The organism is Adlercreutzia caecimuris B7 (assembly GCF_000403355.2).
Lineage (GTDB): Bacteria > Actinomycetota > Coriobacteriia > Coriobacteriales > Eggerthellaceae > Adlercreutzia > Adlercreutzia caecimuris.
Genome location: NZ_KE159646.1, coordinates 1503699 through 1529973, shown reverse-complemented (window position 1 = coordinate 1529973; position 26275 = coordinate 1503699). Strand labels below are relative to the sequence as shown.

Sequence of the window (26275 nt, the reverse complement as noted above, 5' to 3'; positions counted from 1 at the left end):
CGGTCGAGCTGTAAGGGCTCGCCTGTTTTCCGGATCTGCGGCATTTCCCCGCAAAGGATACTTTGGAACGTTGCGGTTTCGCGTTGGAGTTGTCGGGTAGTTCGTTGTCGGCAGTGCCGTGCGGTTTTAGCGTTGGCATCTTGCCGGAAGATCTGGCTTCCACCCATTCCGCTGCAGATCGAAAGCTTCGGACGTCCTCCCCGCGAGGCCGCCCGCGATGCCGAAGCACGGTTATAGGCATCAACTTCCTCGTTGCCCTATTCTGCTGCTGCGATTGTGGTGCTGGTGCGATCGATGGCACGGTCTCGATCAAATTCGGTACAGCGATCTGCGGGAGCGCATGTTGGCCATTAATCTCCCTTCTACTGCCGATGTCGCTTTGCTCAAGGCTCTCAGGATCGTCAAAACAATCAAGGACGCTAAAACAAATCAAGGACGCTAAAACAAATCAAGGACGCCAGCGTCTTCTCCTAGCAGTTTCCCACGTAGACGTGCTTGAGATGGCGGCGGGCTATCGCGGCCAGCTGGCGCACGGTGGCGGGCGGCGTGGCGGGGCGGTCCTGCAGGCGGTGGCAGGGGAAGAAGCGTGTTACGTGGTAGGGAATGCCCGGGTCCAGCGATGCGAGCCAGGCGGCTGCGGCGTCGATCTCGTCCTCGCTATCGTTTAGGCCGGGGATGATGAGCGTCGTCACCTCCAGGTGGCAGCCGGGCTCGTCGGCGAGCGTCGCTATCGTGTGCTTCACCGTGTCCAAGTCGCCGCCGACGAGGTCGTAGAAGCCCGGGGTGAACCCCTTCAGGTCGATATTTGCGGCATCGATGAGCGGGGCTATCTCTCGCAGTGGACCGTCGTTCACGTACCCGTTCGACACGAGCACGTTGGCCAGGCCGCGCTCGCGTGCCAGGCGGGCGGTGTCGCGCACGAATTCGAAACCCACGAGCGGCTCGTTGTAGGTGAAGGCGACGCCGATGTTGCCTTCGGGCATAAGCGACACGGCCAGCTCGACCAGTTCCGCTGGCATCATCTCACGCCAGGGCACGTCGTTCTCACCCGCACACGCGATGGAGGCGTTCTGGCAGAACGGGCAGCGCAGGTTGCAGCCGTAGGAGCCCGCCGACAGCACCTTCGAGTCGGGCCGGAAGCGCGCGAGCGGCTTCTTCTCGATGGGGTCCAGCGCAAGCGCCGTGACGCGCCCGTAGTTGGCGTCCACCACCTCACCGCTGGCGGCAACGCGTCCGTGGCAGAGCCCTGTCTGCCCCTCAGCCAGCTGGCATGCGTGGGGGCAGATGGCGCACGTGGCGCGCCTCGCACCCAAGCCGCCCATAATGTCCTAGCTGTTGTGTGCCAATAGGTTGTTTACGCCGACGATGCGCGACATGGGCGGCAGGCCCCCGCAGGCGCTGTGCGGCCTGTCCCAATTATAATGCTCGATGAAGGCGGGGAGGGCGGCGGCCCTCCCCGCCTCGCTCTCCCACGCCCTGCCGTACTGCCACTCCTGGGCGAGCGTGCGGTTCATGCGCTCGACCTTGCCGTTCTGCCAGGGGCTGAAGGGCCTCGTGTAGACGTGGCGGACCCCGCGCCCCTCGAGCAGCGCGTTGAACTCGCCGCTGCGGTAGCCCGGCCCGTTGTCGGTCATCACGCGCTCGACCGAGACGCCCATCTCCCCGAAGAAGCCCAGGCAGCGGCCCATGAAGGCCGCGCAGGTGCCCTTGCGCTCGTCGGGCAGCAGCTCGGCGTAGGCCACGCGGCTGAAGTCGTCGACGGCGACGTGCAGGCACGCCGTGCCCGCCCCCGGCCTCGGCCGGCCGGCGCGGCCGCGCGCCCGCCAGCCCCCGCCGTCGGGGACGCGGGCCACCTTCTTGACGTCGACGTGCAGCAGCTCGCCGGGGGCCTCGCGCTCGTAGCGCACCGGCGTCGCGGGGCCGCGGCGCCGGACCTCGCCGGTCACACGGTCGACGTCGGCGAGGCGCGGCATCCCGCGGCGGGCCACTATCCTGGCGCAGGTGCGGGCGGGGACGCCGGTGGCCGCCGCCAGCGCGAGCGGCGCGAGCAGCATGGACGCGCGGGCCTCGGCGACGCGCTCCTCGGCGTCGGGCGGCGTGAGCCTGGCGAGCCTGCGCGGCCGGCTGCTGCGGTCCGCCAGCCCCTCGCCGCGCCGGCTGCGGCGCAGCCACTTGCACGCGGTCTGGCGGCTGACGCCCATCTGGCGGGCGGCGTCGGCCACGCCGACGCCGGATTCTATGCGGGAAACGAGGGTTTCCCGCCCCCTCGGGGTCAGCTTTGCGTTAGGATGCGATGGCATGGGAGGCCCCCTTCGCTGCGAATCTAGACAACTCACAGCTTGGCGGAGGCCTCCCTATTTGTCACCACCCGGATGTAAACAACGTCTTGGCACTAAACACCTAGCCCTTCTGCGCGGGGCGGCGCAGGGAAGAGGCGACGGCGCGGCCCTTGGTGCGGGCGGCGCCCATGACGGCGGTGGCGCCCCCGAAGTCGAGCCCCGTGATGATCTTCACGAGCTGCAGGAACAAGATAAGCACGAGCAGGGGAATGAGACAGCTCGTCACGATCATGGCCGCCAGTGTGTCGATCATGGTGTTCAGCTGCTGCCCCAGGCTGTCGAGCGCCTGCTGGGCGCCCTGGGTCAGGCCGTTCCACCCCTCCTGCACGGCGCTCGCGATGCCGCCGAGCAGTCCCTGGTCCTCCTGGGGAGTGGCCTGGGCGCTCTCCTCCAGCTGCTCGGTGGCCTCTTGGGCCGCGGCGCTGGCGGCTGCGAGCGATTCGTCGAAGGTGGCGTCCACGTTGTCGGTCAGCCACACACTCACCGGCACTACGAGCGCCAGGGCGAGCCCGAAGGCCGCGAGCTTCGTGCCGAGCCGCTGCAGATTCACCCGCGTGAGCGTTCCCCGCCGCAAGAACACGGCCACGGCGAACAGCGCGCAGGCCACCGGTATCAGAATGCCGAAGCCGAGGAACCCCAGCGTGGTCAGCAGGAACTTCTCCAGGTAGATCACCGCGAGGATGACCATGAAATACGAGCTGAAGTCCACAAGTTTATCGGCGATGGGCGTGCCCATGTCGTTGGGCAGCGCCGAGATGGCGGCCGAGGCGGCGGTCGTGGTGGTGGCGAGCACCATGACGTTGCCCTTCTTCTCGTCTAAGGTGCCGATGATGCCGGTGTAGGTCTCGGGGTTCGAGGCGATGTTCGCGAACACGATCAGCGAGACGAGAGCCACCGCTGCAAGCACGGCCGCGATGATGGCCTTCTCTTTCAGGGGCCGCTCGGGCGCGGGCGCCGCCTCCACGACGACCAGTTCCTGGCCGGCCTCCACGGTCACGGTGCTGAGCTGTGTCGAATCCATGGGAAACTCCTTCTCGTCGAATGCTTCCGACGAGGGTACCGAAGCTCTAGGCTTTATGCATCGTCGTTGCGGGCTTTGATTGCGATTTGATACCCTTTTGCAGCCGCCGGCGCCCAAGGCGGGCGAATACCACCGCGCCCGCAAAGGCCACGGCCAGAATGCCGATGGCGATGAGGAGGGTGTGGGAGAACCCGGAGGCGTAGGCGTGGGCCTTCGCGATGCCCTGGGCCATGAGGCGGTCGGTGTCGGCGGACATGATGCCCACGAACAGGGCCGATCCCACCGAGCCGGCGATCTGCACCAGGGTGGAGTGGATGGACGATCCGTGGGCGTAGATGGCCGGCGGCAGCGAGGCCAGATCGGCCGCCTTCAACGTGGGGAAGACGAGCCCCACCCCGATGTAGGCGGCACCGGCGCACGCCATCATGGGGATGACGAGCATCCGCGCCGAGGCGAACTCCATGGCCACGTAGCCGCCGAGCAGCACGAGGAACCCGAGGGGAATGAGCGGCCACACGCCGTGCCTATCCTCGATGCGACCGCCGAGAAAGCACGCGCCGGCGTAGCACAAAATGGGCGCGCACAGAAGGCCGCCGGCGGCGAAGGCGGTGCAGCCCGCCGTCCCCTCCAGGTACAGCGGCACGAGCAGGCTCATGTAGATGGACCCCATGTATCCGAGCATCATGAGCGCCTCGCCGAACACGAACCGCCCGTGGCGCAGCGGCGCCAGGTTCAGCAGCGGGTGGGCGATGGCGAACTGCCGCCACGCGAACAGCCCAAGGCCTGCGGCGCCCGCTGCCATGCAGAGCACCGACGGCAGCACGGTGCGGGTCACCTCGTTCAGCCCGAAGATGAAGGCAGCCAATCCCGCGAAGCTCAACACCACGCTCACGATGTCGATGGGCCGGTCCTCGCGGGCGTAGATGTCGTGCAGGAAGAAGAACCCGAGCCCAAGCAAGATGGCCGACATCGCAAGGGGGATGGCGAACAGCGCCCGCAGCCCCAGGTAGGTGAGCACGAGGCCCGAGAGCAGCGGCGCGAAGGCGAGCCCCACTCCGATGGCCCCGCTGTTGATGGCGAGCAGGGTGGCGCTTTTGCCCTGCGGCGCCAGGGTGAGGATGACGCTCGTGACCACGGGGAAGAACAGCCCTACCGTGAGCGCCTGGATGAGGCGCGCGGCCAGCATGGCGGGGAAGTTCCACGCCACCATGCCGAGGAGCGAGCCGACAAGGGAGGTTGCGTAGCCGAACATCATGACCTTGCGGATGCCGAACCGTTTCAGAAGCGACGCGGCCATGGTGATGACCGTGGCCGCCACGGTGGTGAACCCGAGCACGAGCCAGTTGGCCTGTGACAGGCTGATGTGGAACTGGGTGGCCGTGGCATCCAGCGCGATGTTCATGAGCGACTGGTTGAACGACGCCAGAAGGTTGCTGCCCAGCATAAGTGCCATCATGGCCCACATCGCGCGCCCCGTGGGGATGGCGGGCGATACGGCGGCGGAAGTGCGAGTTGCGGAGGAAGAGGTGTTCACGGCGTGCTCCCTTACAGGCGACGCAGGATGTTCCAGCCGGCCATGGCGATGCAATCGGGAACGATTTTGCCGATGAGGCGCAGGGCTGCCGATTGGGGGCTTGCGCAGGCGACGGCGAGGTGGGCCTTGTTGGCGCAGAGGGCGCGGCGCACCACGGTGCTCGCGCTCTGCTCGCCGAAGAGGTGGCCCACGTCGCGCCCGCCCGCGGAATCGCGCGCCGTCGCTTCGAAACCGGTCTTCACCCACGTGGGGCACAGCGCCGTGGCTGTGATGCCGGTGCCATGCAGCTCCCAGCGCAGGGCGCGGGTGTAGCGCAGCACGAAGGCCTTGGTAGCCGCGTACACGTTCATGTGGGGCAGCGGTACGAAGGCCGCGGCCGAGGCGACCTCGATGATGCGGCTGCCGCGATCCATGTAGGGCAGTGCCGCGCGGGTCATATCCACGAGGCCACGGCAGTTCAGGTCGATCATGGCATCCGCCGCCTCGTCGGAGATGGTCTGCCAGTCGCCGAACTTGCCGAAGCCGGCGGCGTTCACCAGGTAGCTCACGCGGGGTTGCGCGTCGCCCAGGGCCGCGGCGATAGCGGCGATGTCGTCCTTGTCCGTGAGGTCGGCCACGATAATGCGGGCGGGCGTGCTCAGTGCGGCCGCGACGGCTTCGAGGGCCTCCTCGTTGCGCGCAACGAGCCAAATCTCGTCGACCACCTGCATGGCGTCGATCTGCACGGCGAATTCCCGCCCGAGCCCCGACGAGGCCCCCGTCACCAGCGCGATGCGCTTGGGCAGAGCCTGCGGAGAGGCGGAAGGGGCTGGCGTGGCGGGGGAGTTTTCTGCGACCGAGGGGGAAGCGCTGCCGGTGGGAGCCGCTGCGAAAGCTGCGGTAGCGGAAGCGAAAGCGGAGGTGGGGGCGGAAGGGCTTGCAGTGCCCTTCTCGGACTGGGTGTCGTTCGTTTTCAAGGGAGCCGCCTTTCTTGCGGAATGTGCGTTCCCCAAGAACTGTATCTAAGAAAAAGGCTCGCCTGGCCTCCGCCAACGGTTTGTTGCCGTCATGTGGCCCGTGAGACAAGGGGCCGGCCACGGGTTCACGGGCGGCGCCAACCGGCTGGCCACCGCCGCCCTGCTTCGGTTCTGCACCAGAGGCTAGTTTTCGGCACCGCTCTGGTAGGCCTCAACGGCCTTCACGAGGAAGTCGGTGGCGCCGGGGCCCGCGGCATCGTCGTAGTAGGCGGCGAAGCGCGGGTCGGCCAGGTACCCGCGCACGAGGCCGAGGTACTCGTCCTTTCCGTAACCCGGGCCCCAGTGGATGGCAATCCAGCGCTCGTGCATGCGGGCGAGCTCGGCTGCCTCCTCCGAGGCGGGGTCGTTTCCGGTCAGAGCCAGGCGCAGCTGCACCTTGATGGACTCCTCCAGCAGCTCCTTGGCGTCCCACTCGTCGCGGGTAAGGGCCATCATGCGCTCGTTGGTGGCGTCGATGAGGGCGCTGCCGTAGCGCTCGCGGGCCTCGCGGCCATAGGTTTCCTCGAAGCTCTCAAGGCCCTGCTGCTTCAACTTCTCAAATGCGTCTTCGGTGCTCATGTTCGTAATCCCTTCGATAGCGTGTAGGGCCGCCTGCGTCCGGTGCAGGGCGGCGTCCAGCGATTTCTCCTGTGCGCGCAGGGTGCGGAGGTGCTTGAGGAGGGCGCCGTGGATGTTCGGCTCGTCGTCGTCCATGATGTGCTCGATGGCGGTCAGCGGAAGGCCGCAGGACCGCATCGCCATGATGTGGGCGAGTCGACGCTCGTCGGCGGCCGTGTACAGGCGATAGCCCGCCTCGGTGCGCGCCGGGCGCAGAAGGCCGCGCTCCTCGTAGTAGCGCAGCGTGCGCGGGCTCACGCCCGAGGCGCGGGATACCTCGCCGATGGTCTTGGGCCGCTCTTTCACGGTGTGCTCCCTTCAGGTTTCTCCGACGGCGCCAGTATGAACCTTCACGCAACGGGAAGGTCAAGCCCGCGGCTTTTCGCGGGATGGTGCGGGCTCGCAGCGTCGTGGAGTGTCGCGATTCTCTGGCCGTGTTACGAAGGCGGGGCCGTGAACCGGAATCGGTTCCGCCTGATTGCTCTTCTGCCTCCTTATCCAATGAGCGATGGACCCTCCTCTTGGGGCGGGATGAGCCCCTTGGCGCGGAACAGCACGGCGGCGGCCATATCGCGGTTGCGGTAGGGGAAGGACCGGTCTTGGAGCAGGCAGGCCATGAACTCGTTGATGAAGCTGTCGTCGGGTGCCACACCTATGGGCACGTTGCGGTAGCTTGCCCGCACGAGCGCATTGCGAAAGTGGAGCGAGTAGTGCTCGAACGCCTCGTTCCCGCAGGAAAATCCGTGGTTCTGCAGCAGCTTCTGCAGAAAGACGGCCACCGTGCGCGTGTTTCCCTCGGCGAAGGGGTGAATCTGCCAGATGCGCGTGATGAAGGCGCTGATCGACCGTATGTAGGGCCATGGATCGTCGGCGGTATAGGTCCCGGGCGCGAAGGCGGCGAAGGCTCCGGCGAGATCCTCCTCCAGTGTCTCGAAATCGCCGTATTCTACCGATTCGCGGGCGAGGACGAACTCGCGCTTCGAGAAATTGTAGTCGCGGTAGTGCTCCTCGTAGCGTGCATCTTCCATCAGCCCGCGGAAAAGGCGTCCGTGAATGGTGCGCAGGGTCGGCGGCGCCATGGTGAAGCCGTTGGAATCCAGAAGGTCGCAGATGCGGGCGCTCACCAGGTCGGCTTCCTGGGAGGTACGGTCGATGGCCCGGCCGACCTTCTGCTCGTAGTAGTCGTCGACGATGTCGCGCAGGCTCTCGGCGCTGATTTCGCCTTCCACATAGCGCTGCGCCGGTTCGTCGAAGGCGGCGCTGGTGGTGAGCCCGTCCACGGCCTGCAAGCCCCGCGCGATGCGCACGCGCCTGTCGCGCGTCGCGTAGTCGTAGGGCTCCTCGTAGCGTTCGTAGCCGTAGGTATCTTCCACAGCGCACCTCCTCTCGCGGGACTTCGCAAGCGTAAGTATAGCTTACGGCGTGGCGCCTCTCTGGCGCAACGGGCTTTTGCGGGATCGCTCGTTTGCCGCCGTTGGAGGTAAGAACCCGAAGGCGAAGCGGAAGTGATCGCGACTTGCAGGCAGTCTTGCAGCTGTCCGGCTCGTGCTGATGCCCATGGTATACAATGGGCTGCGGAATTGACGGCGGTGTGGAAAGGCGGTGGCGCGGCATGACGGCCGAGGGCTTGGACGGCTTTGCATACGAGCCGGCTTGTGCGCACGAGTCGGAGGCGGCGCGGCGCCACTACTGGGCTGTGGCCATCGGATTGCAGGCCGTGGACGGCTTGGAGGTTTCTCCCTACGTGCGCCGGGTGGCCGATGACTACATCGCCGGCGCGCGCACGCTGGCCGAAACGGGCGAGCTGGTGCGGGCGCATCATGCCGCGGGCCATGACGAGGCGTCGCTTGAGGCCGACTTGGTCGGCCAGCGCATCGCCGAGCTGCTGGCGGCGTCCCCCTTTTGCCTCGCGCCCGAGATGCTTCCGGAAATCCACCGCTACCTGTTCCAAGACCTCGACGCATCGGTGTATCATCCCGGCGAGTTCAAGGTCGAGCGCATGGTCAAGCAGGAGGACATCCTCAACGGCGACAGTGTGCTCTATGCCGATCCGCTGGCCTACGAGATGGCGCTCAAGGGCGTCTTCGCGACGGAGCAGGCGAAGTCCTACGGCGCCCTTGCGAAAGACGAGCTGGCCGGTTTCTGCCATAGCATCGCCTTTATCTGGCAGATTCACCCGTTCTACGAGGGCAACACGCGCACCGTCGCCGTGTTCTCGGCGCTCTATCTGAACCAGCTTGGCTTCGATGTGTCCAACGAACCCTTCGAGCACCATGCCCGCTATTTCCGCGACGCTCTCGTGCGCGCCATGTACCGCAACGCTCCCGCGGGCATCTTTCCCGACGAGTCGTTCCTGGTGAAGTTCTACGAGAACCTGATCGGACGCGGGGCCGCCTCCTTCGACCGCGAGGAGCTCATCTGCTTGCCGCTGTTCGAGAACCCCGCGCTTCTGCGCAACGTTGACTCCGCCGAGGCCCTCGACACCTCGAAATTGGCGTAAATCGCCGCCTCCTTTAAAGCACTCTCTCGCTCTCACCTTGGCGGCATAGGCCGCTTTCATTCCCCCTTGACATCTCCTAGATGCAATATATACTTTGCAAATGGAAGATATATCTTGCATAAATCGGTGCGAGGGAAGGAGCGGTTTGGGAGGCGAGAAGAACCTGCGCATGAAGACGGCCCGCATGGAGGCGGGGCTGTCGCAATCGGATTTGGCCTGTCGCGTGGGGGCTACGCGACAGACCATCGGGCTCATCGAGGCGGGGCGCTACAACCCCAGCCTGAAGCTCTGCCGGGCCATCTGCGTCGCGCTCGGCAAAACGCTGAACGATCTGTTTTGGGAATAGGAGGGGTCGTATGAACCTCGTGAAACGTTGGAACGAGTACATGGGGCCGAAGGACGAGCGCCTCGAGGCCGTGAGCAACCGCTACGCCAAGGTGGGCTTCATGATCCTGCTCTTCGGCTCGGTCATCTGCTGCTACTACGGGATGATGCTCGATCAGGTGGCCCTTACCACCGACACCGCGCTGGCCACGGCGGTGGGGGAGAGGCTGCTGGATCCCATCCAGCTGCAGTTCGGGGCCATCGTCGTGGCGTGTTTCGTGTCGCTGTATCTGGAGACGAGAAGCGGCATCACGGGCGACCGCATGCGCCTGGCCACGGTGGACAAGGTGCCGTGGGACTACGTGGCGGTGCTGTCCGTTCTGACCGGCGCGCTGCTCCTCGTGCTCACGACGGGGCTGCGCATTGCGGCCGAGGTACAGATCGTCGGGGTGGAAAACGTGACCTGGGCCGGGGATGTGGCCATGGGCGTCGTCTACTTCGTCATGGGCTTCGGGCTCGCCATGGGGTTTGTCGGCCTGCAGTTCCACTCCGCCATCAAGCGCCGCCAAGAGTTGGAGCGCGAGCTGGAGGAGTAGGGGAGCGAAAGCGATATGCACGGGGCGGTCGGCGCTCCTGCGGTTCATGCAAGAGCGGCCGGGCTTCCACGGGCGCTGCCGACCGTTCCCCCGCCGGCTTGCCGCCTCGCCTTGTGCGCGCCGCTGGTCGGGCGTACAATCCCGCCTTGCGCTTTCTTGTTGATTCAATGACTCATAGTTGAGCAAGCCGCCCCGGGTCTTGGGGCGGTGCTGTGCCGTTGGCTCGGGAAGAGGCGTGCGGCCGCGGCCATCTGCCCGGGCCGCTGGGCCGCCGGGTCGCCGCGCGCCAACCCGCCGGCGCGCCCCACCCGCCACCCAGACCGATGCCGACCCAAGGAGCCGAGCCCCCGAACTATGCAGCAGCGCGACAAGATCAAGCCGATTCTCTTCAGCATCATCAAGCATTCCAGCCCCGAGGAGCTCAAGCGGCAAATTCCCCGCGACATCGTGGCCGGCATCGTGGTGGCCATCGTTGCCCTGCCGCTATCCATTGCCCTGGGCATCGCCTCGGGGGTGTCGCCCGAGCAGGGCCTCTACACCGCCATCGTGGCAGGCTTCCTCATCGCGTTTCTCGGCGGCAGCCGCGTGCAGATCTCGGGCCCCACAGCGGCCTTCGCCACCATTGTCGCGGGCATCGTGGCCACCGACGGTATGGACGGCCTCATCGCGGCCACCATCATCGCCGGCATCCTGCTCATCCTCATGGGCCTGTTCAAGCTGGGCGCCATCATCCGCTTCGTGCCCTTCACCATCACCACGGGCTTCACGGCGGGCATTGCCGTCACGCTTGCCATCGGTCAGCTGAAGGACTTCCTCGGCCTGACCTATCCCGCCGGCACTGCGACGGTGGAGACCGTGGACAAGGTGGCGGCGCTGGCCGGCAACATCGCCACGGTGAACGCCCAGGCCTGCATCGTGGGCCTTGTCTGCCTGGCCGTGCTGTTCCTGTGGCCGCGCCTGGTGCCGCGGGTTCCCAGCTCGCTCATGGCGCTGTTCGCGGGCGTCGCGCTCGTGAGCGGCTTCGATTTGGATGTGCTCACCATCGGCGACCTCTACGCCATCAACAGCGGCCTGCCCGAGTTCCACCTGCCCCAGCTCAGCTTCGCGCTGTTCCGCGACCAGCTGGCCAACGGCGCCACCATCGCCATTCTGGCCGCCATCGAGTCGCTTCTGTCCTGCGTGGTAGCCGACTCCATGATCAGCTCCCATCACCGCGCCAACGACGAGCTGGTGGCCCAGGGCATCGGCAACATCGCATCGGTACTCTTCGGCGGCATTCCGGCCACCGGCGCCATCGCCCGCACGGCCGCGAACGTGAAGGCCGGCGGCCGCACGCCCATCGCCGGCATGGTGCACGCGCTCGTGCTCGTGGCCGTGCTCGCCTTCCTCATGCCCTACGCGGCGCTCATTCCCATGCCCGCCATCGCGGCCATTTTGCTATACGTGGCCTACAACATGTGCGGCTGGCGCAACTTCGCGCACCTGTGCCAGACGGCGTCGAAGGGGGCCGTGGCCACGCTGCTGCTCACCTTTGCGCTGACCATCGTCTTCGATCTGGTGATCGCCATTGCCGCGGGCATGCTCATCACCATGGTGCTGTTCATGAAGATGGTGAGCGAGGAGACCGAGGTGAAGGGCTGGAAGTACTACGGCGACGAGAACTCCGAGGTCACCCACTTGCGCGAGCTGCCGAAAAGCGTGCGCGTGTACGAGATCAACGGGCCGATGTTCTTCGGCATGACCGAGCGCATCGCCGACATCTCGGTGAAGGACTTCACCCGCTACCTGATCATCCGCATGCGCGGCGTGCCCTCGCTGGACGCCACGGGCATGAACGCCCTGGAGAACCTCTACGAGTACTGCAGCGCCCACGGCGTCAGCCTCATCTTCTCCCACGTGAACGAGCAGCCCATGAAGACCATGCGCCGCGCCAGCTTCGTCGATTTGGTGGGGGAGGAGCACTTCCGCGCCAGCATCGACGACGCCATCGCCCACGCCCGCGACCTGCTAGGGGAGGGGGCGCCGGCGGCGACCGAGTAGCGGGCCGCAAGGGCGATGCCGGCGGCTTCTGCGAGGGAGTTTACTCCTCCGAGATATCCTGCTGCTCTTTCAACGTGTTGCGCTCCACGGCCACGAGGGTTTGGGCCGCCACCGAGGCGATGAGGGTACGGCTGGCACCATCGAGGTCGCCGGCGGTGCAGTCGACGGCCACGACGCCGAAGATGCGCCCCTTCATCCCCAGGGGCAAGAACTTCTCCGGTACGCCGCGGTAGCCCACTTCGCCGTAGCCGGTGGGGATGCGCTGCTCGTAGCAGTCGCGGACTGCGCTCGGTGCGTCCGGGCCCGGCTCGCCCAGGGCGATCGTGACGTCCCGCCGCAGGATCTTCGCCAGGAACTCCTGGGAAAAGCGACAGGCCTCGGCGGGAGTGGTGCTCTCGAAAAGGCCGGCGCTCAGGCGATTCAGCCGGCTGAGCGCGGTGGCGGTGCGGTCGGCGGCCTGCACCTGGCGGCTCATGCGGTGGGTGATGACCCCCATGATGAGCGCCACGGCCACGAAGATGACGAGCGCCACCAGATCGGTGCGGTTGAGCACCTTCAGCTCCAGCATGGGGCTGGCGAACAGGAAGTCGTAGGACAGCAGGAAGGCAAGCCCCAGTGCCCCGCCCCACAGGCCCGAATCGGTCTCCAGGCTGGCGATGAGCACGCCGAGCACGAACACGGGGAAGACCACGAGCGTGCTCACCCCCATGAGCGAGAAACCCCACACGGCGGCCAGCCCCGCCCCGTACAGGATGGCGAGCACGACGAGGTTGCGCACCCGTCGCCGGACCGCCGGGGAAGGCGGCGTCCCCCTGCTCGGCTTCGCGGGCGCCGGCCCTTTCGTTTCCGGTGCTTTCGCGGCTTTCTGCTCGTTCCCCGCCGGCGTGGGGTCGCTTTGCCTAGGTACGATCACGACGAACTCCTTTCCACGCCGTCGAGGCGAGGGCCCTCACGCCCAGAAACAGCGGGATGATCTCGAGGCGGCCGAGCAGCATACCCGCACACCCGATGAACAGGGGCACCGGCCCGCTTTCGGCGCCGAGGAACCCCGTGCCCACACCGGTGCTGCCCAGGCAGGAGACGAAGTCGAACAGCGCCTCCTGCAGGGTGGCCCCGCACAGGATGAGCAGGAAGGTGCCCACGGCCGCCACCAGCAGGTACAGGGCCACGAAGGTCTGGGCCTCGGACACGTCCTCGTCGGTGAGCACCGAGCGTTTCCCGAAGCGATTGATTTTGATGCTGGTCACGTGCCGCTTATTGCCGTAGCGCCCGTGCAGGTCGTGGGCCAGGCCCCGGACGGCCACGGCAACGCGGTACAGCTTGATGCCGCCGGAGGTGGAGCGGGCCTCGGCTCCCGCGAGCATGAGCAGGCCGAACAGGAACAGCAGCGCCGGACTCAAGTCGCCGAAGGAGGGAATGGTCTGAAACCCCGTGGAGGTGAGCACCGACACCACCTGGAACAGGCTGTGGCGCAGCGCATCGGGCACGTCGGCGGCGGTGCCCTGGGCCAGGAAGAAGCCGGCTACCACCGGCGTGGCGATTGCGACGGTGCCGAAGTAAAGGGGCGTCTCGATGTGGGTGAGAAGCGCCTTGAGTTTCCCCCGCAGAAGCAGGAACAGCAGCAGGAAGTTCGTGCCGCCGGCGATCATGAGCACGATGGTGATGCCGTCGATGAGGGGGCTGTGCCAGTAGGCGATGCTCTCGCTGTGGGTGGCGAAGCCGCCGGTGGGCACGGCGCACATGGAAATGTTCAGGGCGTCGAAGGGGGTCATGCCGGCCAGCCCGTAGGCGAGGGCGCCGCCCAGGATGAGCCCCGTGTAAATGAGCAGGATGAGCCGGGCGGTTTTGGCGGCGCTCGGCAGCAGGTGGTCGGTGTGGCCCTCGGCGTTGTACACTCCCAGGCCGCCCGTTTGACTGACTACGCAAGTGAGGATAAGCACCAGCCCCACGCCGCCGAGGTAGCAGGTGAGGCTGCGGTAGAACAGGAAGATGGCGGGGCAAGTGTCCACGTCCACGACGCTCAAGCCCGTGGTGGTGAGCCCGCTTGTGGATTCGAAGACGGCCTGCATGGGGGTGAGCAGGCCTGCCGCCACATAGGGGACGGCGTACACGATGATGGCCAGCACCCAGACAAGCACCGTGCATGCGGCGGCTTGCCCCCGTGTCAGACGCACGGAGGGGCCGGGGTCGGGCACGGCGAAGTACACGAGGTATCCCGCCACTGCTGCCCCCAGGCCCGGGAAGATGAAGCAGGGGGCCAGGGGCACCTCGGCGGGATGAGCTGGCAGCACGGCCAGGGGAACGAGCCCTGCCAGGCCGACGAACATGACGGCCACGCCCACGTAGCGGGCGAGCGGGGCCAAGGGGTGCGGCCGCCCCTCGTTAACCGCGCCCACAACTACGCTCGGCGAAATGGCGCTGCTCCGAAGTTTAGCCATGGCGGCTACCTCCGGTCTTTCCCGATCCGGTGCCAGGAGCCCAGAAGCGACAGGAGCGAGCCGCCCTCCTCGCCGCCGTCCTCCTCCGGATCGATGTTTTCCTCGTCGTCGGGCTCGCGCTGGTCGGCGTCTTCCGCGGCCGCTTCGCCCTCGTCCGGGGCCACGGCGCCGATGGCGTCGCGGATAGCCTGGGTGAGAGCGGCCGTGGCGCTGATGGCCGCAGTCACGCCCAGCTGGCGAAAGATGCGCGTGTTCTCCGGATTGGAGACGATGCACAGTTGCAGGCGGATATCGAGGAAGGCCTTGGCCACCTGGCAGATGGCCAGGTTGTCGGCATCGTAGCCGGTCAGGGCCACAATGGCGTCGAAGCCGGCCACGTCGGCATCTTCCAGCACCGATCGCTTGGTGCCGTCGCCCCAGATCACCGTACCTTCGTGGCGGCTGGAGAGGTACTCGCAGAAGCGGCGGTCGTCGTTGATGACCACCACGGCCTCGGCCTCCTCGGCGAGCGCCCCCATGAGGTAGTCGGCTCGGGTGCGACCGCCCACGATGACCACTCTCATGGGGTCTCACCGCCTCGGGCCAGGTCGGTGAGGCGGAAGAACTCCGCTTCGCAGATGCGGTGGGGGCAAATGGGCTCGATGCCCCGATCCTCCAAGATTTCCACGAAGGCCTCGTCTTCCACGAGGGGCAGCACGTGGGGCACGCCAAACACCTCGCTGGCCACCTCGGCGATGAGCAGGTTGGCGGCATCGTCGCTCGTGGCGGCCACCAGGTGCGTGGCCTCGCGCACGCCGCACTCCTCCAGCACCTGGGCGCTCTTGCCGTCGCCGGTGATGATCTCACCGTCGAAATCGTCGCCCAGGGCGTCTAAGGCGCCTTCCTGCATGTCCACGGCAATGACATCGTGGCCCGCACCCGAAAGCGCCCGGGCCACGGCCGTGCCGAACATGCTGCACCCCACCACGATGATGCGGGCCCGCTTCGCCATCCTAGGCCTCCCTTCCCGGTGCCGCGCCCAAGACGCCCGGCTTCACCGGGCCGCTTTGGGCGCGGCCCGCGGTCTTCGGTGCGGTTTCGGGCGCGGCCGCGGTTGCGGCGGTTGTTTCGTTCGTCGTCTCGTCCATGACCGTCATGGTAAGGCTTTAGCGCCGCCTTGGACGGCCCGTTGCCCTCTTGTTCGCAACTTGGCACCTTGGGAAGGGGCTGCTTCGCCGCAGGCGTCCCCCGCCATGGCCGACAGGTGATCTTCTCCGGGTTCGGACTGTCGCGCAAAGCGTGGGGCGTATCGAGCAAGCTGCCGAACGCGTCTAAAGGGCGAACGATCGAGTCCGCCTCCTCAAGGCATTGATGAGCCCTCTTTCTCTGAGATACCATGTGCCCTGCCGCAAAGGCACTCGAATCTGGCAGACGGGCTCTTGCCGGAGCTGGCGACGGCAAAGCGCCGCGCGCGATAGGGGGCGTTCCGATGAATGAGAAAACCTACGAATTCGAGGCGGAATTGAAGAAGGTGCCCGACATCGACGGGGCTTATGTGGAGTTTCCCTACGACGTTCGGGAGGAATTCGGGCGCGGACGGGTGAAGGTGCGCGCTACCTTCGACGGCGTGCCCTATGATGGAAGCCTCGTGCGCATGGGAACGCCCGGCCATATCATCGGCGTGCGGAAGGATATCCGCGCGGCCGTGGGGAAGCAGCCCGGCGATACGGTGCACGTGACTGTTCGCGAGCGAGCCTGAAGGGGAAACCATGGGATTGTTTGACAGCTTGAGGCCGGCCGACATCAACGCCGGGGTGCGGGAGTTCCGCGAGACGCCAGGGGCGAAGCTCGTCGACGTGCGCACGCCGGCGGAGTTTGCCGACGGCCATATCCCCGGCGCGGTGAACGTGCCGCTGCAGCAGATCGGCTCCATAGCGGCAGCGGTGCCCGAGGCGGCCACGCCGCTGTTCGTGTACTGCCTGAGCGGCGGTCGCAGCGCCCAGGCCGCGGCGGCCCTGAAGCGGGCGGGCTACGGCGATGTGCGCAATATCGGCGGTATTGGGAGCTGGAACGGGGAGGTGGAGCGCTAGATGAAGGTCGTCATTATCGGGGGTGTGGCCGGCGGTGCGAGCGCGGCGGCGCGGCTGCGTCGGCTGGACGAGAGCGCCGAGATCGTCATGGTGGAGCGCACGGGCTACGTGTCCTACGCGAACTGCGGGCTGCCCTACTACGTGGGCGGCGTTATCGCCGACCGCGCCGAGCTGACGCTGCAGACGCCGGAGCGCTTCCGCGAGCGCTTCAACATCGACGTGCGCGTGGGCAGCGAGGTGACCGCCATCAACCGGGAGGCGAAGACGGTCTCGGTGCGCGAGGCGGAGACGGGCCGCATCTACGAGGAGCCCTACGACAAGCTCATCTTGGCGCCGGGGGCCGCTCCGGTGGTGCCGGCGGCCGTGTCGCTGGATTCGCCGCGGGTGTTCACCTTGCGCACGGTAGAGGACGCCCTGGCTCTGCGCACGTTTGTGATCGAGAAGGCGCCGCGCCGGGCCGTGGTAGTCGGCGGCGGCTTCATCGGCATCGAGGCCGCCGAGAACTTGGTGGAGATGGGCGTGGAAACCACGCTCGTGCAGCGGCCCGCGCAACTGCTGAAGCCCCTGGACGCCGACATGGCCGCTTTCGTGCACGCTGAGATGCGCGCCCACGGGGTGCGTCTCGTGCTCGGCGGCTCGCTGGAGGCGGTGGACGAGGACGCCTGCGGTCTTGTCGTGCGCCTCGGCGACGGCGAGGCGCTGCCGGCCGATCTGGTGGTGCTCGTCATCGGCGTGGCGCCCGAGGCGCATTTGGCCGCCGAGGCGGGGCTCGCCCTCGGCCAGCGCGGCAGTATTGCCGCCGATGCGTCCATGCGCACCTCCGACCCGGACATCTTCGCCGTGGGCGATGCCGTGGAGGTGACTCACGGCGTGACGGGAAAGAAGGCGCTCGTGGCCTTGGCCGGCCCCGCCAACAAGCAGGGGCGCATCGCCGCCGACGTCATCTGCGGTCTTAACAGCCGCTATGGCGGCTCCTGGGGCTCGTCGGTCATCAAGGTGTTCGATCTCACCGTAGCGTCCACGGGCCTGAACGAGGCGGCCGCCCGCGCCCAGGGCTACGATTGCGACACGGTTATCCTGTCGCCCGGCTCCCATGCCGGCTACTACCCCGGCGCACGCCCCCTGACCATGAAGGTGGTGTTTGAGAGGGACACGCTGCGGCTGCTCGGCGCCCAGATCGTAGGGGCCGAGGGGGCAGACAAGCGCATCGACGTTCTGGCCTGCGCCATGCAGCTGGGAGCCGATGGGGCGCGTCTGAAAGATCTGGACCTGGCCTACGCGCCGCCCTATTCCTCGGCCAAGGACCCCGTGAACATGGTCGGCTTCATGATCGAGAACGTGGCCGCCGGCCTGATGAAGCAGGCCGGCTACGACGAGATACCGGCTCTGCGCTCGGCTGGCGCCACGCTGCTCGACGTGCGCACGGAAGCAGAATGGGATCGGGGCCACATCGACGGGTTTGTGCACATTCCTCTGGATGAGCTGCGCGACCGCCTGGGTGAGCTGCCGACCTCAGCGCCGGTCTACGTGACGTGCCAGTCGGGCCTGCGCAGCTACGTGGCCTGCCGCATGCTGGCCCAGCACGGCTTCGACGCCTACAATTTCCGTGGCGGCTACGGCTTCTACCGCGTGGTGGCTGCCGACGGGGAGCCGGTGCGCTGCGCCCGCCCCTGCGGTGCCGAGCGTTAGGGACTGAGCGCCCGCTTCGGATTGATCCTGGATTGCTCCGGGGTGAGAAGGGAAAAAGAGAGGGGCGACGGGCCCCTGCGCGAAAAGAGGTGCGCCTCGAAGACGGGGCGCACCGCGGCAACTAAGGAGGCTGGCATGGCATTGACCGTCAAGCGTTTTCACGAGCTGAGCCTGGACGAATATCACGAGATGCTGAAACTGCGCTGTGCGGTGTTCGTCGTGGAGCAGCAGAGCCCCTACCAAGAGGTGGACGACGCCGACAAGGAGGCGCTGCACCTGTGGCTGCGCGACGGGGACGGCGCGCTTGCGGCCTATGCCCGGGTGCTGCCGGCCGGCGTGGCCCACGAGACCCCCTCCATCGGCCGCGTCATCGCGGTGAGCCGCGGCATGGGCGCGGGGCGTCGCATCATGGAGGAGGCCATCCGCGTGGCCCAAAGTGAGCTGGGCGCCGACGTCATCACCATCGAGGCCCAGGTGCAGGCCCGCGGCTTCTACGAGAAGCTCGGCTTCAAGCAGACCTCCGACGAGTTCGACGACGGCGGCATTCCCCATATCGAGATGCGCCTGACGCGCTAACCTATCCGGCCGGGGCGGCCCGGGATAAGTTCGACGCCGGCTGCGGATGGCCGTCGTTCGCGCGTCCGCTGGCTGAAAGCGTCGTCAAGGAGTCGGTGGACGAGTCTATCTCCGGCATGCCCCGCGTGGAGGTGCGCAGCGCTGTCGGAGACAGCCATCTGGGCCACGTCTTCGCAGATGGACCAGTTGAGCTGGGTGGCCAACGCTACTGTATAAACGGAAGCGCCCTCCGTTTCATTCCCGCCGACAAGCTAGAAGCTGAAGGCTACGGCTACCTGCGCGATGTCGTGTCTCAATAGGTAGAGGCAACGGGGGCAAGTTGGCGACTCGCATCGGGGCCGCCTCGGGCGAAGCTTGCGTTACGGCTTGGTGGCCCGGTGCTCGGGGTGCGGCTCGTGTGCGACAATGAGAAAGCTTCGATTGCGAATGAGAAAGGAAGCTTCATGCGCCCCTACGAAGAGCTCATCGTGCCCATTCCCGACTATCCGAAGCCGGGTATCGTGTTTCAGGACCTCACGCCGGCCTTTGCGGACGGCGCGGCCTTCGCCGCCATGGTGGACGACTTGGCCGCGCACTTCGCCGGTGCCGGCATCACGAAGGTGGTGGGCGCCGAGGCCCGCGGCTTCATTGTGGGCGCGGCGGTGGCCTTGCGCCTGGGAGCTGGCTTCGTGCCCTGCCGCAAGCCGGGCAAGCTCCCGCGTACGACGCTGCGCGAGTCCTATGTGCTGGAGTACGGCACCGATGCGCTGGAGATTCACGCCGATGCGCTGACGCCCGACGACGTGGTGCTCATCGTGGACGATTTGGTGGCCACGGGCGGCACCACCACGGCCATGGTACGCCTCGTGCGCGCGAGCGGCGCGCATCTGGCGGGCCTCGGCTTCGTTATGGAGCTGGCCTTCCTGAGCCCCCGTGCCGTGATCGCCGAGGAAACCGATGCCGAGGTGTTCTCGCTTATAGCCGTGGAGGGCGAGCCGCGAACGTAATCGGCCGGTGGCGCGGCGTCAACGGGTCGGTGTAAGGTGATGAGGCGGGTCGGCAAGTGACTGCGCGCTCCGATATTATGGTCGGGTCGAGGGGCGGTGCCTTCGCATCGCCTGGCCCTGCGAGTTAAGGAGTGACGCATTATGGCAATTCTCTCGAACCCCTTCGTCATGGAAGTTCCCCGCAAGCTGACCGACCGCGAGCTGGCCAACGCCATCCGCCAGGATCTGGTGGGCGAGCTGGAGGCCATCCACGAGTACGATGCCCACATTCTCGCCACGGACAACAAGGACGCCATCAAGGTGCTCTCCGATATCCGCGATGAGGAGCGCGAGCATATGGGCGAGCTTCTCGAGCTGTTGGAGCGCCTGTGCCCCGACGAGAAGGGCCTGCACGACGAGGGCCGCGAGGAAGTGCGCGAGCTGCTCGGCGACAAGAAAGGCAAGTAGGCGGAACTTCGCCCCAAACGAGAACGCGGCGTCCTCGGAAATTCCGGGGGCGCCGCTTCGTGTTTGCGCGATCCGTTACTGAACGGGCGGTTCCCTTTTGGGGAAGCTTTCCCTGGAGAGGGTCCTGCGCCCCGCCTTCCCCTTTCTGCGCCCCTACCCGAGAAACAGCAGGTTCAGCGCAACGTTCAGCGCGAACAGCCCCGCCACGATGAGGGCGAACAGCCCGATGCGGCGCGTATCTCCCACGGCCAGGCCCGTGCGGGGATCGGTGGGGTGATGCTCGGGGTTCTCCTTCGCCAGGCCGCCGTAGATCTTCTTGAAGATGATATAGGCCACCACGCCCGAGGCGAGGAACGCCACGGTGGCGAAGAAGTTCGCCACGGGGCTCAGGCACAGGGTGAAGGTGGCGATGCCGAAGGCCAAAGCCGAGTACAGGCGCACGCCCACCTTTCCGCCGCCGATGACGTACATATCGGCCGGACGGCTTTCCACCGGGTACATCTTGCGCAGGCGCATCACGATGAAGCCGAGGAACATGTAGCGGGCAAGGATGAAGATGATGTTCATCTCGATAATGGTGGTGAAGTCGAACTGCGAGAAGACGAGCGACGAGGCGGCGATGGTGAGCACGCCCACATAGGGGCTGCGGCCGGCCTTGTCCACTTTGCGGATGAATTTGGGGAACAGGTTGTCTTCCGACAGCACCCAGAAGCTGCGGGAGCCGCTGGCCAGGTAGGTGTTGTAGATGGTGCACTGGCTCATGATGGCGATGACGAGGAACAGCACCACGCCGGAGTGGCCGAGCACCGTGGCGAAGATGGTGCCGTAGCCGAGCACGTCGGCCGAGAAGCCGCCGTCGATGCCCCATTGCGTCCACGAGCCGGCCGGGTAGGCTGCCAGGCAGGCCAAGGTGGGCAGGATGTAGGACAGGGCGATGAGCGGCAGGGCGATGCGGAAGCCCTTGGCCACGTTGCGGGACGAGTCCTCGTATTCCCCGGACATGGCGGCGATGCACTCGTAGCCGCAGTACATCCAGATGCCTATGGACAGCGAGTCCACCAAACAGCCCATAGGGGCCTCCGGTGCGGCGAAGATGGGGTCGAAGGGGTTGGTCTGCCAGTTGATGAGCCCGAAGACCACGGCCATGCCGAACACGATGAGGATGAGCACCGAGAAGAACGAGCTGATGCGCTCCACCTCGATGAGCCCGACGAGGTTGACCACGGTGAAGCAGCCCACCACCAAAAGCTTCACCACGAAGGTGCCCTCGGCATCGAGGGACAGCAGCTGGGAGGTGTAGCCGCCCACCATGGCGATGTAGGCGCCTGAGGAGATGTAGGTGTCCATGGAGGTCCACCAGCCGGCCTGAAACCCCCAGAACTCCCCGAAGGTCTCCTTGGCCCAGGCGTAGATGCCGCCTTCCCGCGGCAGGATGGCGTTGGCCTCGGCCACGAGCCGGCTGATGGGACGCGCCCACACGAAGGGCAGCACCATGAGGATGATGAGGGTGAGCCCGGGGCCTGCGGCGGGAATGATCTCCTCGATGCCGAAGGCACCGGCCGACACGAGGCAGAACAGCATGAAGGCAATGCCGAGCGCACTGATGTTGGTCTTCCGCAGGTTGCCGATGGACCCTTCGGGCGGGGTCGGCGGGAAGAGATCCTGTTCTCCGGCAGGAAACGAGTTGTTGGCGGCCAAGCGCGAACCACCCCCTTGAAGGCTCGGCAGTAGATGAGGATTGCAGTGTAGTTCATTCCCCCCAAGCGGGTAGGCGCAGGCGCACCGCGGCGGCAAGCGGATGAGACGCGGCGGTTGGGGTCAGCGGTGCTTCTAGGAACGCACGAGACCGAGCCCGCAGCCCAAGGGCTGGAGGGCGTCATCGGCAGAGTCGCTGTCTCCCACCGGCAAGGGGAGGCCATCATCGCCTAGGAATCCCTCGTAGAATTCCGCCTCGCCTTCGAAGAGGATGTCTCCGTCGGCCTGCTGACTGCAGCGGCACAGCAGAATCGTGCGGAAATCGCGGGCGAGAAAGTCGGCGATGAGGCTCTCGGCCTCTGCGACGGCGCCCGCTGCAAGGACAGTATAGGGCTGGGGGAGGTGGCCCGGAATGCCGGCACGCAGAAGGAGCACCTCGTCGGCGGTGCAAGCGTAATCGAGGCGGATGGTCCCCGACTGCGGCAGTCCCAGCCCCTGGCGCATATGGCGCTCCCGCTCGCTGACGGTGCCTCCGTGGAGTGCGAGGGCACCGAAATACACGGCCGCGCTGACGTAGCGTCGGCCCTGGCGGTCGGTGCATTGCCAGCCGGATGTGTCTATCAGGCCGCCGGTGCGGTCGAAGTAAAGGCTCACCTGCGGCGCCGTGACGGGTACGGCGAAAGGGGGCCAGTTGAAGATGTCGGTGTGGCTCATGGCTTCTCCTGGAGGGGACGGGGCGGCAGGCGCTTCCCACCATAGCGCATTTGTGCGAGGGAAGATATAGTCGCAATAGTCTCATTTTGAGAATTTTCCTTCTATGCAAAACGGGCCCCGCCCTGAAGCGGAGCCCGTAAAATGCCCGGTGATGAAGGCGATACGGCGACGATGCGGCTATTGCGCCCCGGCAATCAGGCCGCTGTCGTAGGCTTCGATGAGCCGTGCCAGCTCAACGACCCGCTCGCGCAGGGCCGCGCCCTCGTCGGTGTCCTCCACGCTGCGCGGCGTCTCGTAGCGCTCGATGACCCGACGCTCGGCTACGATATCGGCGTTATCCGCGATGGCCGCCTGACGGCTGGATAGCGGTGTGTTCGCATCCAGGAACAGTCCCTCGGCGTTCGATACCAGGGTGAATCCCGCTAGCCCCGTGGTCTTCTGGTAAGGTGCCGAGAAGCCGCCGTCGATGCAGAGCACGCGCCCTGCGGCCTTCACCGGATCCTCGCCGTCCTTCACCTTCACCGGCACGTGTCCGCAGATGATGCGCGAGGTGGCCGGATCCATGGCGAAGTCCTCGAAGATGCGATCGATGACGGCATCGTCGTCCAGCAGCGTGTAGAAGGGGTTCTTCACTTCCTTGCGGGCGGCCTTGTCGGCGATGAGGTACAGCTCGAAGGTGGCCATCTTGCTCTTGGCGAAGAGCGGCGAGCCGGGGCCGAGCCACAGGTACCACAGCATGTCCAGCCCGCGCTTGCGCTCGGCTTCGTCGGTGGCCAGATAGGCGGCCCGCACCGAGGCGTCCACCATGTCGTAGAGGCTCTTGCCCTGGTAGGTCTTCCCGAACAGAGTGACCTCCATGAGGCTGCCGTCGGCGGCCAGGGGCACGCAGGCGTGCAGCAGCAGGTTGCCGTTTACGATCTTGTACAGGCTGCCGTGGGTGAGGAGGAAGTCCATGTGGCGCTGGAGTCGCTCGCAGCCGGAGAATGCGGCGCAGAGCTGCTCGATGACAGCTTCCTCGCCCTCGGTCAGGCGATAGGGGTCGTCCCAGTCCACGGTGGGGAACACGGTGTCGGTCAGCTCGTATTCCACGCCGTCAACTATCACGGTGTTGCGCTCGCGGTTGATGCGGTGCAGCAGATTGCGGTCGTCCAGGTCGAAGGAAGGGTTCTCGGCGATGAGAGCCGCTTCCACCTTGAACTGAATGATGGCCATGGCCTTCTGGATCTTCTCCGTCAGGCGCGTTTCGGCCTCGGAGAGACCGGGGTTGCCTTTGAGGGCGAAGGCGACGCAGGGATCGTCGCCGTAGGCCTCGGCGGCGAAGCTGGCCAGGGGGCGCAAGTTGATGCCGTAGGCGTCCTCCAGGATGGACAGGTTGCCGTAGCGGGCGCAGATGCGCACGACGTTGGCCACGCTGCCGGGTTGGCCGAGGGCGGCGCCCATCCACAGGATGTCGTGGTTGCCCCACTGCACGTCCACGCTGGGGTGGGTGAGGAGCTCGTCCATGATGAGGTGGGGGGCCGGGCCCCGGTCGTACACATCGCCGACGAGGTGTAGCCGGTCGATGGTGAGGTGCTGCGTAAGTTCGCCCAGGATCTCGGCGACGACGATGCCGGCGCCGCTGTCTACGGCCCCCTCGATGAGGGCCCGAGCGCAGGGGCTCTTGGCCGGCGTGGCGGCCAAGAGCTCGCCGATGACGACGGCGAAGTCTTCGGGGACGAACGCGTCGACCTCCACGAGCAGGTGCCGCTCGACGGCCGCCCGCGCCACGGCGGCCAGCTGCTCGATGAGATCGGCGAGCGCTTCCTCGCCGGCATCTTCCAAAACCAGCTCGGCCTTCTCGGCGGGGTAGCACACGGCGGCTGCCAACTCGGCGCGCGCATCGGCGGTCGCGTCGGGGAAGACGGCCGCTACGAGCTCGCGTACGGCGCCGGAGCCGTTGCGCACCAGATGGGAGAACGCATTGTGCTCCCCGTGGATATCCGAGGCGAACAGCTCGGTGCCCCGCGGCAGGGCGAGCGCTCCTTCCAAGAGCGCGATTTCCGCCGCCGCTTCCTCGGCGGTGGGGTACAGTTCCGAGAGGGTCTCCAGGTAGGTCGTTTCAGGCGCGTCCATAGATTATCCTCCTTGTTGGACCGCAGGGATTTCGCTGCCCCATTGTATCCGACCCCGACACCGCCCCGTCCGTCGCCGCAGAAACTGCGGAGTCGCTTGCCGTGATACGGGGTGGCGACGGCGTGCGATCTCGCGGGGAGTCGCGAAAGCGTGCTGTCGGAGGAGCGTCCCCTAGTACTTTTCCCAGAGCCTCAGCTCCAGGTAGGAGGCGGTGACGCAGGCGATGAAGCCGACGATGATAAGGGCGAAGACGATATTGGCGGCCTTGGGGCTCAAGAGCGAGAAGCCTTCGCAAACCAGGGGGAAGATGACCCAGACGTAGATCATGGTGGCCAGGCCGATGAAGAAGTCGTTCACGAGCCAGGCCTGGCCGAACACGTTGCCCGGCAGTTGGGAGTTGTCCCAGAAGGGGTACTCGCCGGTGGCCGGGTCGGGTTGGTTGATGAGCCAGCCCATGACTAGTTCCAGCACCATGGCGATGACGATGGCCAGAACGAGGGATTCCAGGAACGCGCCCCAAAGCGTCTTGCGATGCAGGATCAGCCGCTCCTTCAAGGGTTCGATGAGCAAGGTCATGAACACGGCGCCGAAGCCGTAGACCCAGTAAGGGTGGTACCACGGGTCGGTCCACACGGCGTAGTCGTCGGCTACGATGCCGAAGCACTGATCCATCAACCAGCAGTAGGGCATTTCCAGCCAATGGCCCAGGATGCAGCACAGGCAGAAGCACACGATGAGAGCGCGCCAGAACTCCCAGGTGCGGAGCGCAAAGTAGCCGATCTCATCGTGCTCGGTCAGTTTTCTCATATTCGGGAATGCCATGATGCTTCCTCAGTCGGACGTCCGTTGGCTCTAGGGTACTCCCGACTGCCGTCCATCGGCGGTGGCATCTCTCAGCTTTTGACTCACCGTTGCCCGCCCGTTGCCGAATGCGGCGAGAGGCCATGCGGCGCCATGCGCTAGCGGCTGGCCGCGAGACCGAGTGAGGGATCGGGTGCGGAATCGGGTGTGTGGCCGGACGCGGCGCCGCGGGCGAGACCGAATGCAGCGCCGTGGATGAGACGGGCACGGCGCCGCGGGCGAGACGGGTTGCAGGCGAGACCGGGCGCGAGTGGTGCAGGCGAGACCGAATGCAGCGCCGTGGATGAGACGGGCACGGCGCCGCGGGCGAGACGGGCGTGAGCGGAGCCGTGTTTCTGAAGTCGCACTTTCTGCGCAGTAAACTCCGCGAAGTAGACATGCGGAGGGGGCAAGAGGCCCGGTGCGCAGGTTTCCGCTTAATGCGAAAGATGCTGACCAGGCGTTTTCCTCCACGTCGCTTCACGATTTCTCGTAGCAGCGGAAAGAGACATCTATCTCGCGGCGTTTACTGCACAAAATCCGCTGGTTTGGGCGCACGGGGTGTTTTCGGTCGCGGGATCCGTCAAATCGTGGTACCCTGCGAAACGAAGCTAAGCGCGCCGTGACTGACGGGCAAGCGTGGAAGACCACGGGGGAGCAGCGCGCGATTTCCGCCGACCGTCTGGGCAAGCCGACCTGCGCATTCGCGTGGCGTTGGTTTGCCCTTTTTCATGGGCGGAAT

25 protein-coding genes, 1 pseudogene and 1 riboswitch are annotated in these 26275 nt (G+C 66.3%); of the genes and pseudogenes, 11 read left to right on the top strand and 15 right to left on the bottom strand.

Annotated elements, in window-relative coordinates:
- Positions 1-470: 470 nt before the first annotated feature.
- The 7 genes from amrS to C811_RS0103340 all read right to left on the bottom strand — a co-directional run bounded on the left by amrS (position 471) and on the right by C811_RS0103340 (position 7880).
- Positions 471-1322 (bottom strand): AmmeMemoRadiSam system radical SAM enzyme, encoded by an 852-nt coding sequence (amrS, locus tag C811_RS10090; protein ID WP_016309477.1) that lies wholly within the window; start codon positions 1320-1322, stop codon positions 471-473.
- 6 nt (positions 1323-1328) lie between these two features.
- Positions 1329-2300, bottom strand: coding sequence for an IS481 family transposase (locus C811_RS10085; RefSeq protein WP_016309476.1), 972 nt, complete (start codon positions 2298-2300; stop codon positions 1329-1331).
- A 100-nt stretch (positions 2301-2400) separates the two neighbouring features.
- Positions 2401-3360, bottom strand: coding sequence for a hypothetical protein (locus C811_RS0103345; RefSeq protein WP_016309475.1), 960 nt, complete (start codon positions 3358-3360; stop codon positions 2401-2403).
- Positions 3361-3406: 46 nt separating this feature from the next.
- Complete coding sequence (locus C811_RS10080) at positions 3407-4894, bottom strand: MFS transporter (protein ID WP_016309474.1); 1488 nt, start codon at positions 4892-4894, stop codon at positions 3407-3409.
- Positions 4895-4905: 11 nt separating this feature from the next.
- Positions 4906-5850 carry an SDR family NAD(P)-dependent oxidoreductase gene (locus C811_RS10075; RefSeq protein WP_016309473.1) on the bottom strand — a complete coding sequence of 315 codons (945 nt, stop codon included), beginning with the start codon at positions 5848-5850 and terminating at the stop codon, positions 4906-4908.
- Between the two features lie 183 nt (positions 5851-6033).
- The gene (locus tag C811_RS10070; RefSeq protein ID WP_016309472.1) at positions 6034-6813 is read right to left on the bottom strand and encodes a MerR family transcriptional regulator; all 780 of its coding nucleotides are present in this window, start codon (positions 6811-6813) and stop codon (positions 6034-6036) included.
- Positions 6814-7001: 188 nt separating this feature from the next.
- Positions 7002-7880, bottom strand: a complete 879-nt coding sequence (locus C811_RS0103340; protein ID WP_016309471.1) for a Fic family protein — start codon at positions 7878-7880, stop codon at positions 7002-7004.
- 194 nt (positions 7881-8074) lie between these two features.
- On the opposite strand from C811_RS0103340, the gene C811_RS10065 reads away from it, so the two are divergent.
- From C811_RS10065 to C811_RS10050, 4 genes are all read left to right on the top strand, one after another.
- Positions 8075-9007: a Fic family protein gene (locus C811_RS10065; RefSeq protein WP_244874318.1), complete on the top strand. Its 933-nt coding sequence runs from the start codon at positions 8075-8077 to the stop codon at positions 9005-9007.
- A gap of 145 nt (positions 9008-9152) precedes the next feature.
- Positions 9153-9353: a helix-turn-helix transcriptional regulator gene (locus C811_RS10060; RefSeq protein ID WP_016309469.1), complete on the top strand. Its 201-nt coding sequence runs from the start codon at positions 9153-9155 to the stop codon at positions 9351-9353.
- A 10-nt stretch (positions 9354-9363) separates the two neighbouring features.
- The gene (locus C811_RS10055; protein ID WP_016309468.1) at positions 9364-9927 is read left to right on the top strand and encodes a hypothetical protein; all 564 of its coding nucleotides are present in this window, start codon (positions 9364-9366) and stop codon (positions 9925-9927) included.
- Between the two features lie 354 nt (positions 9928-10281).
- Complete coding sequence (locus C811_RS10050) at positions 10282-11967, top strand: SulP family inorganic anion transporter (RefSeq protein WP_016309467.1); 1686 nt, start codon at positions 10282-10284, stop codon at positions 11965-11967.
- Between the two features lie 40 nt (positions 11968-12007).
- On the opposite strand, the gene C811_RS10045 is transcribed toward C811_RS10050, so the two are convergent.
- The 4 genes from C811_RS10045 to C811_RS10035 are packed head-to-tail and all read right to left on the bottom strand — an operon-like array spanning position 12008 to position 15396.
- Positions 12008-12880, bottom strand: coding sequence for a DUF4118 domain-containing protein (locus C811_RS10045; RefSeq protein WP_016309466.1), 873 nt, complete (start codon positions 12878-12880; stop codon positions 12008-12010).
- Entirely contained in the window at positions 12867-14405 is a 1539-nt protein-coding gene (locus C811_RS10040) for a TrkH family potassium uptake protein (RefSeq protein WP_016309465.1), read from the bottom strand. Before C811_RS10040 ends, C811_RS10045 begins: the two co-directional genes overlap by 14 nt.
- A 5-nt stretch (positions 14406-14410) precedes the next feature.
- Positions 14411-14968 carry a potassium channel family protein gene (locus C811_RS0103335; RefSeq protein ID WP_016309464.1) on the bottom strand — a complete coding sequence of 186 codons (558 nt, stop codon included), beginning with the start codon at positions 14966-14968 and terminating at the stop codon, positions 14411-14413.
- Positions 14965-15396 carry a potassium channel family protein gene (locus tag C811_RS10035; protein WP_016309463.1) on the bottom strand — a complete coding sequence of 144 codons (432 nt, stop codon included), beginning with the start codon at positions 15394-15396 and terminating at the stop codon, positions 14965-14967. Before C811_RS10035 ends, C811_RS0103335 begins: the two co-directional genes overlap by 4 nt.
- 477 nt (positions 15397-15873) lie before the next feature.
- Between C811_RS10035 and C811_RS10030 the strand changes: the two genes are divergently transcribed.
- From C811_RS10030 to C811_RS10005, 7 genes and pseudogenes are all read left to right on the top strand, one after another.
- A complete protein-coding gene (locus C811_RS10030) occupies positions 15874-16143 on the top strand; it encodes a DUF1905 domain-containing protein (protein WP_016309462.1) in 270 nt (89 codons plus the stop codon).
- Positions 16144-16153: 10 nt separating this feature from the next.
- Entirely contained in the window at positions 16154-16474 is a 321-nt protein-coding gene (locus tag C811_RS10025; RefSeq protein ID WP_016309461.1) for a rhodanese-like domain-containing protein, read from the top strand.
- Entirely contained in the window at positions 16475-18163 is a 1689-nt protein-coding gene (locus C811_RS10020; RefSeq protein ID WP_016309460.1) for an FAD-dependent oxidoreductase, read from the top strand.
- A gap of 135 nt (positions 18164-18298) precedes the next feature.
- Entirely contained in the window at positions 18299-18739 is a 441-nt protein-coding gene (locus C811_RS10015) for a GNAT family N-acetyltransferase (RefSeq protein ID WP_016309459.1), read from the top strand.
- 26 nt (positions 18740-18765) lie between these two features.
- A pseudogene (gene msrB / locus C811_RS0103325) lies at positions 18766-19038 on the top strand (peptide-methionine (R)-S-oxide reductase MsrB); the annotation flags it as partial.
- A gap of 144 nt (positions 19039-19182) precedes the next feature.
- The gene (locus C811_RS10010; RefSeq protein WP_016309457.1) at positions 19183-19725 is read left to right on the top strand and encodes an adenine phosphoribosyltransferase; all 543 of its coding nucleotides are present in this window, start codon (positions 19183-19185) and stop codon (positions 19723-19725) included.
- A gap of 141 nt (positions 19726-19866) precedes the next feature.
- Positions 19867-20172, top strand: coding sequence for a ferritin family protein (locus C811_RS10005; protein WP_016309456.1), 306 nt, complete (start codon positions 19867-19869; stop codon positions 20170-20172).
- 153 nt (positions 20173-20325) lie between these two features.
- On the opposite strand, the gene C811_RS10000 is transcribed toward C811_RS10005, so the two are convergent.
- The 4 genes from C811_RS10000 to C811_RS09985 all read right to left on the bottom strand — a co-directional run bounded on the left by C811_RS10000 (position 20326) and on the right by C811_RS09985 (position 25515).
- A complete protein-coding gene (locus C811_RS10000) occupies positions 20326-21870 on the bottom strand; it encodes an APC family permease (protein WP_016309455.1) in 1545 nt (514 codons plus the stop codon).
- Between the two features lie 132 nt (positions 21871-22002).
- Positions 22003-22581: a hypothetical protein gene (locus C811_RS09995; protein ID WP_016309454.1), complete on the bottom strand. Its 579-nt coding sequence runs from the start codon at positions 22579-22581 to the stop codon at positions 22003-22005.
- Positions 22582-22758: 177 nt separating this feature from the next.
- Positions 22759-24693 (bottom strand): fructose-bisphosphatase class III, encoded by a 1935-nt coding sequence (locus tag C811_RS09990; RefSeq protein ID WP_016309453.1) that lies wholly within the window; start codon positions 24691-24693, stop codon positions 22759-22761.
- A gap of 171 nt (positions 24694-24864) precedes the next feature.
- Positions 24865-25515 carry a putative ABC transporter permease gene (locus tag C811_RS09985; protein WP_016309452.1) on the bottom strand — a complete coding sequence of 217 codons (651 nt, stop codon included), beginning with the start codon at positions 25513-25515 and terminating at the stop codon, positions 24865-24867.
- A 630-nt stretch (positions 25516-26145) separates the two neighbouring features.
- Positions 26146-26228, top strand: a riboswitch (ZMP/ZTP riboswitch).
- Positions 26229-26275: the final 47 nt, after the last annotated feature.

What these genes read in the sequence shown, in the direction of transcription:
- C811_RS09985 (WP_016309452.1), bottom strand. Translation starts at nt 25,515, where the DNA reads ATGGCATTCCCGAATATGAGAAAACTGACCGAGCACGATGAGATCGGC.
- C811_RS10065 (WP_244874318.1), top strand. Translation starts at nt 8,075, where the DNA reads ATGGGCTGCGGAATTGACGGCGGTGTGGAAAGGCGGTGGCGCGGCATG.
- C811_RS10035 (WP_016309463.1), bottom strand. Translation starts at nt 15,396, where the DNA reads ATGGCGAAGCGGGCCCGCATCATCGTGGTGGGGTGCAGCATGTTCGGC.
- C811_RS10030 (WP_016309462.1), top strand. Translation starts at nt 15,874, where the DNA reads ATGAATGAGAAAACCTACGAATTCGAGGCGGAATTGAAGAAGGTGCCC.
- C811_RS10040 (WP_016309465.1), bottom strand. Translation starts at nt 14,405, where the DNA reads ATGGCTAAACTTCGGAGCAGCGCCATTTCGCCGAGCGTAGTTGTGGGC.
- C811_RS10050 (WP_016309467.1), top strand. Translation starts at nt 10,282, where the DNA reads ATGCAGCAGCGCGACAAGATCAAGCCGATTCTCTTCAGCATCATCAAG.
- C811_RS10055 (WP_016309468.1), top strand. Translation starts at nt 9,364, where the DNA reads ATGAACCTCGTGAAACGTTGGAACGAGTACATGGGGCCGAAGGACGAG.
- C811_RS10010 (WP_016309457.1), top strand. Translation starts at nt 19,183, where the DNA reads ATGCGCCCCTACGAAGAGCTCATCGTGCCCATTCCCGACTATCCGAAG.
- C811_RS10015 (WP_016309459.1), top strand. Translation starts at nt 18,299, where the DNA reads ATGGCATTGACCGTCAAGCGTTTTCACGAGCTGAGCCTGGACGAATAT.
- C811_RS09990 (WP_016309453.1), bottom strand. Translation starts at nt 24,693, where the DNA reads ATGGACGCGCCTGAAACGACCTACCTGGAGACCCTCTCGGAACTGTAC.
- C811_RS10085 (WP_016309476.1), bottom strand. Translation starts at nt 2,300, where the DNA reads ATGCCATCGCATCCTAACGCAAAGCTGACCCCGAGGGGGCGGGAAACC.
- C811_RS0103335 (WP_016309464.1), bottom strand. Translation starts at nt 14,968, where the DNA reads ATGAGAGTGGTCATCGTGGGCGGTCGCACCCGAGCCGACTACCTCATG.
- C811_RS09995 (WP_016309454.1), bottom strand. Translation starts at nt 22,581, where the DNA reads ATGAGCCACACCGACATCTTCAACTGGCCCCCTTTCGCCGTACCCGTC.
- C811_RS0103345 (WP_016309475.1), bottom strand. Translation starts at nt 3,360, where the DNA reads ATGGATTCGACACAGCTCAGCACCGTGACCGTGGAGGCCGGCCAGGAA.
- C811_RS10020 (WP_016309460.1), top strand. Translation starts at nt 16,475, where the DNA reads ATGAAGGTCGTCATTATCGGGGGTGTGGCCGGCGGTGCGAGCGCGGCG.
- C811_RS10025 (WP_016309461.1), top strand. Translation starts at nt 16,154, where the DNA reads ATGGGATTGTTTGACAGCTTGAGGCCGGCCGACATCAACGCCGGGGTG.
- amrS (WP_016309477.1), bottom strand. Translation starts at nt 1,322, where the DNA reads ATGGGCGGCTTGGGTGCGAGGCGCGCCACGTGCGCCATCTGCCCCCAC.
- C811_RS10005 (WP_016309456.1), top strand. Translation starts at nt 19,867, where the DNA reads ATGGCAATTCTCTCGAACCCCTTCGTCATGGAAGTTCCCCGCAAGCTG.